This window comes from Kitasatospora kazusensis (assembly GCF_039529945.1).
GTDB lineage: Bacteria > Actinomycetota > Actinomycetes > Streptomycetales > Streptomycetaceae > Kitasatospora > Kitasatospora kazusensis.
Genome location: NZ_BAAANT010000014.1, coordinates 101,474 through 108,965, shown reverse-complemented (window position 1 = coordinate 108,965; position 7,492 = coordinate 101,474). Strand labels below are relative to the sequence as shown.

General features: G+C 71.3%; 7 protein-coding genes. 2 read left to right on the top strand and 5 right to left on the bottom strand.

Features of this window, described 5'->3' with window-relative positions:
* Positions 1 to 2,480 (top strand): toxin glutamine deamidase domain-containing protein (locus ABD330_RS14920; RefSeq protein WP_344464998.1); only part of this gene is annotated, 2,480 nt, incomplete at its 5' end.
* Between the two features lie 220 nt (positions 2,481 to 2,700).
* Here ABD330_RS14920 and ABD330_RS14915 read toward each other — a convergent pair.
* The 5 genes from ABD330_RS14915 to ABD330_RS14895 form a co-directional block, all read right to left on the bottom strand.
* Positions 2,701 to 2,838: a hypothetical protein gene (locus ABD330_RS14915; protein WP_344464996.1), complete on the bottom strand. Its 138-nt coding sequence runs from the start codon at positions 2,836 to 2,838 to the stop codon at positions 2,701 to 2,703.
* A 64-nt stretch (positions 2,839 to 2,902) separates the two neighbouring features.
* Positions 2,903 to 3,199 carry a transposase gene (locus ABD330_RS14910; RefSeq protein ID WP_344464994.1) on the bottom strand — a complete coding sequence of 99 codons (297 nt, stop codon included), beginning with the start codon at positions 3,197 to 3,199 and terminating at the stop codon, positions 2,903 to 2,905.
* 112 nt (positions 3,200 to 3,311) lie between these two features.
* The gene (locus ABD330_RS14905) at positions 3,312 to 4,235 is read right to left on the bottom strand and encodes a DUF4231 domain-containing protein (protein ID WP_344464992.1); all 924 of its coding nucleotides are present in this window, start codon (positions 4,233 to 4,235) and stop codon (positions 3,312 to 3,314) included.
* Positions 4,236 to 4,338: 103 nt separating this feature from the next.
* Entirely contained in the window at positions 4,339 to 6,042 is a 1,704-nt protein-coding gene (locus ABD330_RS14900) for an LCP family protein (protein ID WP_344464990.1), read from the bottom strand.
* Positions 6,035 to 6,631, bottom strand: coding sequence for a DUF6542 domain-containing protein (locus ABD330_RS14895; protein WP_344464988.1), 597 nt, complete (start codon positions 6,629 to 6,631; stop codon positions 6,035 to 6,037). The genes ABD330_RS14900 and ABD330_RS14895 overlap by 8 nt, the downstream gene beginning before the upstream one ends.
* Positions 6,632 to 7,059: 428 nt before the next feature.
* On the opposite strand from ABD330_RS14895, the gene ABD330_RS14890 reads away from it, so the two are divergent.
* Positions 7,060 to 7,491 carry a BlaI/MecI/CopY family transcriptional regulator gene (locus ABD330_RS14890; protein ID WP_344464986.1) on the top strand — a complete coding sequence of 144 codons (432 nt, stop codon included), beginning with the start codon at positions 7,060 to 7,062 and terminating at the stop codon, positions 7,489 to 7,491.
* The last annotated feature ends 1 nt before the right edge of the window (position 7,492 follow it).

Genomic DNA, 7,492 nt, shown 5'->3' with positions numbered 1-7,492 from the left:
CGGAGCAGAGTCCGGGCGAGCGCCCCGGTGGTGAGGCTCCGCCGTCCTACGACGAGGCGACTTCGGGTTCGTCCGCCGGCGCGGGTGCGTCCGGTTCCGGTGCTGCGCCGGGTCTGGGTGCCGTGGCCGGCGCGCACCTGCCCGGTGCGGTACCGGGTGGCGGGGGTATTCATCTCGACGGGGCGCGCCTGGCGGGCGGACCCGCCCCCAGCAGGACGCCCTCCGCAGACCACGCCCCCGGTTCCCCCGACGACCTGTCGGGCGGACAGGCGCCCGGTACCGACACTCCGCCCGCCGCCGCACCGTCCGCCGGCGGGGCGGTTCCGCCGATGATGTCCGGCGCTGGCGGCGGTTTCACCCCCGGCCCGGTCCGTTCCGGCGGGCGCCCCGGCGCCGAACCGCACCAGTCCCCGCCGCCCGCGCCCGCCGGCAAGCCCGCCCACAGCCCCTCGTCCGTCTCGACCCCGGCCACCGGCGGCGCCAAGCTCGGCCCGGTGCGCCCGCGCGGCGAACGCGCAGGCACGGGTGCCGGTGACGGCGTCCACCCTGCCCCCAAGCCTTCCGAGTTCAGCGGTGCCGGTCGCGAGGAGGCGCCGCCTGCGTACACGCCGACGGATGAGCCTGCCCCGGTGGAGAAGCCCGGGCACGACGGCGCGTCCGCTCCTGAGCACCGGACCGAAACCGAGAGCGGCGACAAGAGCGGCATCGCAGCCCCGCACGACCACGACCCGTCCACGGCCCACGACCAGGACACCCCCCACACCGCCCCCGACGACACCCCGCACCACGAGAACGACAACACGTCCGGGCCGCACCACGACCAGGACACCTCCCCGCACCACGAACCCGAACCCGAACCCCGCCCGGAGGCGGAACCCCACCGCCCCGCCACCGACGACCGCCCGCTGGGCACCGAAGGCGGCCTCACCGAACCCACCCCCGAAGACCACGAACGCATCAAGCTCGCCGTCCCCCTCAACGAGGACGGCACCCCCCAGCGCCACCCCGACCCGACCGAGGGCAAATGGCTCGCCGCCATCAACGGCGACGGCCCGGGCACCTCCGGCCGCAACAACAACTGCGTCGACGCGACCCTCGCCCTTCTCGACACCTTCCACGGCCACCCCACCGCGGCCGCCGCCCGCACCCCCGACCACGACGCCAACGGCAACCCCTCCGACCTGGGCGAACTCGGCGGACGCGACCGCATGGAGAACAACCTCGGCGCGAAGTTCTCCGACCTCGGCGACGGCCCCGCCGCCTTCGACCGCCTGGAGGACACCCTCCGCCGGAACGGCCACGGCTCCTCCGCCGCCATCACCACCAGCGACGCCGACGGCCGCTCCCACTCCTGGGGCGCCGTCAACCACAACGGCAAGATCACCTACGTCGACGGCCAGACCGGCGAGAGCAGCGACAAGCCCCTCCACAACGGCGACAACGGCGTCTTCGCCATCCCTCTCACCCCCGACCGCCTCCCCACCGAGCCCACCCCCCACGCCGACCCCAACCACGACCCCGCCAACGACCGCCGCGCCCCCGAACGCCCCGGTACGGCGGAGCGCCGCCCCGGCTGGAACGTACCTGTCGATCCGGCGTACGAGCGGACACCTCAGGACTACCTTGCTGACGGCGGAGAACGCTATCTCTATCGGGCGATCAGGATCGAGCCGCAGTGGAAGAAGAGCTACGACGGTCTGAAACTCGTCGAGGCGGACGGTTCCGTGGGTACTCCGGAGGCATATCAGCGGCTGACGGGATGGGACGGCCAGACGAACATCGGTCCGGGCGATATGGCGGCCACCGCGACAGTCGCCTTCCATGTGTCCGGCGAGAATGCCGCCACGCAGTACATCTCGTTCAGCCCCAATCTGGAAAAGTCCCTCTACTATTCGGCGAACGATTTCAAGAAGGGGATGGACGGGGAATCCGGAAATACGGTTCGGCCGCTCGACAAATGGGCGCCGGTCATCAAGATCGATGTCAACCAGTTGAATGCCGGGAACAAGTTGATCGATCTTTCGAGGGATGATATCCGCAACCTCACGGATCTTGCGGAGAAGCCGTTGATCGCAGAATTGGCGAAGGGGGACCGGGAAGTCCTGGTCGTCGGGGAGATCCCGGGCGCCGCCGTGGTCGAAGTGCACGGCGTTGAGCCGCGAATCGAGGGAATGACCGCCGCGGAAAAGGGCCGCTTTCTCGGTGATCTCAGGAGTAGGCCGCACGCCGAAGATCCGCGCCGGGCGGCTTGGGAAGCCGCGTTCGCCGAAAAGGTGCCGCCGCATTTCGCCAGGCACTTCGAACCCGTGATTGTCGACGAGCCGCCCTATGTGCCCTATGTTCCGCTGGCCGAGAAGAGGAAGGCCGCGAGGCAGGAAGCCGAAATGCGCAATGCCGGGGCTCAAGGCGGCTCGGCTTCCAAGGCCAAGAAGGCGAAGAAGGCCAATACCTCCATGCTGAGCTTTGACTTCGACGAGTGATTTCCCGGCATGCCGATCGGATGTGTCCGGGCCCGGTGTGCGCAGATGTCACCCCGGGGTCCGGCGCCCGACGTTGGGTCCCGGGGTGCGCATCAGCGGCCCGGCGCACGGACATGCGTAGGCGACTCCTGATGATCAAGGTCCTTGATCATCAGGAGTCGCATCCGTCCGAAATCATCCCTGATCGACGCTCTGACGCGACAGCTGCGAAAGGTCGAGGCTAGGCTTCCAGGCGGCCCTCGGGGCCGTCCTTGCCTTCACCCATGATCCTGGCGCCGACAAAAACCGCGCCAAGGGCGATTGCGGCACCAGCGATCCCAAGCGCCCGCTTGATCTCGGCTTCGTCCTCGTTGGCCATGCCCTGGCTCCGGTCCGCCCGCGCATCGGTTGGTGGATGCCGTCCCGGGGCAGAGCGCACGTCCTCAGTTCACCCACAGCACCATGCACCGCTTGAGCGCGTCCCGCTCCAGTTCCAACTCCTCGATGCGCTTGGCCTGTTCGGTGTCGCGGCGACGGAGGCGGAGGAGTTCCTCGCGTTCCGAGGTGCCCAGGGTGCCGTCGCCGGCCGCCTTTCGGGCTCGGGAGACCCAGGTGGCCAGGGTGGTTTCGTTGATCCCCAGTTCGCGGGCGACCTCTGCGGCCGGTCTGCCGGAATCGCTGACGATCCGTACGGCTCCCTCGCGGAACTCGGCGTCGAACTTCCGCTTCTTCTCAGCCATGACTCCCAATTTCCCCTCCAGTCATGGCCCTATGCTACGAGGAGAAGCCTCTTCCACACCGGCTGTCCGCCAGACTGCCTCCGGTGATCCGTGCTGTTGCCGGGTTGCCCGGTTACCGGGGGAAGGCGCGCCGGGCTCGCCAGGTGGTGTGCTCCCGGGAGACGGTGTCCTCGGCGTCGCCCGCCAGTGCGGCCCAACGGGCCTCCGCCTCGGGGCCGCCGAGGTCGAGGTCGGACAGTCGCCTTTCGACCAGGTCGAGTTCCTTGGCCGCCAGCAGGTAGGTCGAGGCCAGCGGCCGGAGTTGCTTCAGCTGGGTCCAGGCGATGACGGCCGCCGCCGCGGCGGCGCAGACGCCGAACAGGTGGACGGAGAGGGCGCCGCTGGCCTGGGCGACGGCCGCCGCCCCGCCGACGATGATCAGGGCCGCCGTGCCGAGCCCCCAGGACGCCGACTGCGACTCGTACGCGGCGGCCCGGTCGCGGTACCAGTTGCGCTGGCCCTCGACCCGGGAGCGCAGGTAGAGGTTGCGGCGGACGGACAGCGTGGCGGTCCGGAGCCGGCGCATCTCCCGGGTGATCTCGGGGACGGTTCCGGGCGGCAGGACCGCCTCGTCCTCGAAGGCGGCCAGGACCTCGCCCACCTGCCGCAGGTAGTCCTCGTCCGCGTAGGCGGAGTCCGCCTCGCCCTCGAACGGCCGCGCCCGGACGGCGTACTTCCAGGCCAGTGCTTTCACCGACTCGGCCGCCGCCCGGGCCTCGTGCCAGCGCCGCTGCGGGTTGACCTGCCGCAGCCGGTACCAGTAGTACCCGGCGGCCAGGAAGGCCGCCACCGACAACAGCGGTGTGACGTCGCCGTCGCCGCTGTGCCGGGGGCCTGGGACGGCGGCGACGGCCGCCGCCAGCACCAGCAGGGCGATCTGCCCCCGGTACCAGCGCACGGTCAGCCGCTGCCCCTGCACCGACGCCCGGTCCGCCGTCCAGAACGGTTCGGGCAGCAGCTCTGCCTCGTCGACTCCCGGTGGATCCTCTCGTACCATCTGCCAACGCCCCCTCGCATCAGACCCGGACAGTATGCCCACCGTCAACTGCCTTACGCGGGTCGCTGGTTGCCAATCCTGGTCCGGGCGAAATCCGCGGGGGTCAGTCCACGCAGGGGATGCCGTTCCCGGCCTTCACGGCGGGCCCCTGCATCGGCAGCGTGGCGGCCGGGTCCGGGGCGCTGTCGGACGAGGAGCCGCTCTGCCCGCCCGAGGGCGCGGAGCCGCCGCTCGTCTCGGGACCGGTGTACCCGGTGCCCAGGGTCACCACGATGTGGCCGGCCGGGACGGCGGCGGAGGCGGTCGCCGTCACCCCGTACCGGGTGGCGGCCAGCTCGGCGCCGCTCTTCGCCCCGGCGCCGTACGTCACGGTGGTGGACTTGGGATGCCCGGCCGGCGGTCCGACCCGCCCCTCCTTGAAGCCCAGCGCGATCAGCGCCTTGGACTCCTCGGCCGCGGCGCCCTGCACGGTCGAGGCGTTGTACACGTCGACCGTCCCGGAGGGCTTGTCGGCCGGGGCGGCGGGTGCGGGGGAGTCCGGGCTGCCGGAGGGGGCGGCCGCCGGAGCGGCCGGGGTCTCGTGGCCGAACAGTTGCTGGACGATCCGCTTGATCAGGTCGGGATTGACCGTGTTGACGGCCTCGCCGCCGATCGTCTTGAAGCCGGAGATCGGCAGGGTGTTGAACTCGACGTTGCCACCGGTCAGGTTGGGCGCCTGCTGGGCGAAGTCCAGGATGTTCCACTGGTTGTCGATCACCACGTCCTTCTGCACCACCCCGAACAGCTTCTGCATCTGGCCGAGGTCGTTGAAGACCCCCTGCTGCTTGAGCTTGTACTCGACCGAGGAGATGAAGGCCTGCTGGCGGTGCGTCCGGTCGAGGTCCCCGTTGGTGAGGTTGTGCCGCTGCCGGACGAAGGAGAGCGCGTCGGCGGCGTTGAGGGAGTTCATCCCGGCGGGCAGCTTGAGCCCGGTGCCGCCGCCCTCGTGGTTGGCCGTCCGGGAGACGATCGGGTCGCTGACCGGGTGGTTCAGGCAGACCTGGATCGGCTCCAGCGCCTTGGCGATGTCGTAGAAGCCGATCAGGTTCACCTCGGCGAAGTGGTCGATCGGGATGTCGAGGAACTGCTGAACGGTGGCCAGCGTGGACTTGCGGCCCGCCTCCCGGCTCTGCCGTTCCAGCTCGGCGTGCGAGAGCTTCTTCCCGGCGAGCTTCTGCTCGGCGGTGTCCTTGGCGATCCCGTACGCCTCCTTGATCTTGTGCATCCTCCCGTCGGCGCCGGCGGTCTGCACGTAGTCGTCGCGCGGGATGGAGAGCGCGGTGACCTTGCCGCCGTTCGCCGGGATGTGCATCACCATCAGGGTGTTGGTGTTGTAGCCGCCGATGTCGCTGCTGCTGCCCGCGTGCAGCTCGTCCGAGACGACGTTGTCGGGCAGCGGGTTGCCGTTCATGTCGTTGCGGCTGTCCAGGCCGATCAGCAGCAGGTTGACCGACTTGTCCAGGTGCGGCGGTGCGCTCTTCTTGGCGGTGTCCAGGGCGCTCGACGTCGTCAGACCGTCGTTCAGGCTCTTGTACGCGTACCAGGTGAAGCCGGTGGTGCCGAGCACCGCCAGCGAGACGCCGCAGGCCACCGTCCGCCCGGCCAGCACGATCGGGGGCGTCCGGCGCTTCGGCGGGCCTCCGGCGGGTCGGGGCCGGCGGGTCGTCCGCCCGCCGTCCGGTCCGGCCGTCCGGTCGCCGCTCCGGCGCTGGTCCGGCCGGTGTTCGTCCCGGTGTTCGTCCTGGTTGTCTCGTCGGTTGTCAGCCACGACGGCCCCGCCCATCCCTTGCGATCCTGATCAGTACGACGAGCAGTGCGGCCGCGACGGCCGCCGCCATCACCGGGAATCCGTGGATCGCCCAGCCGGCCGCGCCGGTGGCCAGTGCCTTGCCCTGGTACTTCGAGCCGTGCACGAGCAGTTCGGCGCCCGCCGTCACGCCCAGTACGACCACCGGCGGCGCCGTCGCCACCCACCACCAGCCCGGCCGGCCGCTCACCAGGGCGGCCAGGGCGCTGCCGAGCACCGCGCACACGGCGAACGCGGTACCGATTCCGGACCCGACGGCCTCGTCCACCGCCGCCCCGAGCAGCGGAAGCCCGACGGCGAAGAGCGCCGCCGTCCCACGGCCCTTGCGCGGCGGCTCGGTACGGCGCTGCGCGCGCCCGTCGCCACGACGGCCCGCCGCGCGGCCGGCTGCCGGGCCGGCCCCCGCCGGCTCGCCGCCCCCGCCGACGGGCCGGTCCCACGACGGGCGGTCGGACCGGCGCTGTGCCGGTGCTGGGAGCGCGCCGTCCGGAGCGCCCCGGCGCCCTGGTTCCGGGCTGCGGTCAGCAGTCCCCGCCCTCTGGCCTGACATGTCGATCACCCTTCGCCGCGGCCGGAACGGCCGTGCCCACTGCGGAGTGGAACCGCCCGGGCAGGTTGCCCGCGGCGCACACAGGAACAGCGCCTCCAGAGCCGCTGCCCTCGCACGGGTGCCCTGAAAGCTATTTACTTTCTACATGAGTGTAGAGACTAGCCCGATCATGCCGAAGGCATCCCCCTGTCGTCACCAGCGAGTCTCTACAGCACTGTAGAGGCTGGGAAGTCCCAGGGTAGACTCGCGCCTCGGCGAACGGGAACCAGAACGGGAACCACCAGGAACCGCCCGGGAGCCGGCACGGCCTCCGGAGCGGGTCCCGGGGCGCGCGGCGGCCACCGTTCGGTGAGCGGCGGCCGGGCGTAGGCAGCCGGTGGCCGGACGCCGCATGCCGGAAGTCGGCACGACCGAGAGGAGACGCCCCCATGGGCGAGGACACGGACGGTGCGCAGCAGCGGCCGCGCACTCGCAGGCGAGGGCAGGGCGAACTCGAGTCCCAGGTGCTCGCGCTGCTCCAGCGGGCCGAGGCCCCCACCACGGCGGGGTGGCTGCAACAGCACCTCGACGGCGATCTCGCCTACACCACGGTGGTGACCATCCTCTCCCGGCTGCACGCCAAGGGAGCCGTCCACCGCAACCGGGCCGGCCGCTCGTACGTCTGGCTGGCCGCCGCGGACGAGGCCGGACTCGCCGCCCTGCGGATGCGCCGCGTGCTCGACAGCGGCACCAACCGGGACGCGGTGCTGGCCAGCTTCGTGTCGACCCTGTCGCCGCACGACGAGCAACTGCTGCGCACGCTGCTCAACGAGGCCGGGCCGCAGAGCGACGACCACCCGCCGCGCACCCCGAAGGACTGAG

What these genes read in the sequence shown, in the direction of transcription:
- ABD330_RS14895 (WP_344464988.1), bottom strand. Translation starts at nt 6,631, where the DNA reads ATGTCAGGCCAGAGGGCGGGGACTGCTGACCGCAGCCCGGAACCAGGG.
- ABD330_RS14905 (WP_344464992.1), bottom strand. Translation starts at nt 4,235, where the DNA reads ATGGTACGAGAGGATCCACCGGGAGTCGACGAGGCAGAGCTGCTGCCC.
- ABD330_RS14910 (WP_344464994.1), bottom strand. Translation starts at nt 3,199, where the DNA reads ATGGCTGAGAAGAAGCGGAAGTTCGACGCCGAGTTCCGCGAGGGAGCC.
- ABD330_RS14915 (WP_344464996.1), bottom strand. Translation starts at nt 2,838, where the DNA reads ATGGCCAACGAGGACGAAGCCGAGATCAAGCGGGCGCTTGGGATCGCT.
- ABD330_RS14890 (WP_344464986.1), top strand. Translation starts at nt 7,060, where the DNA reads ATGGGCGAGGACACGGACGGTGCGCAGCAGCGGCCGCGCACTCGCAGG.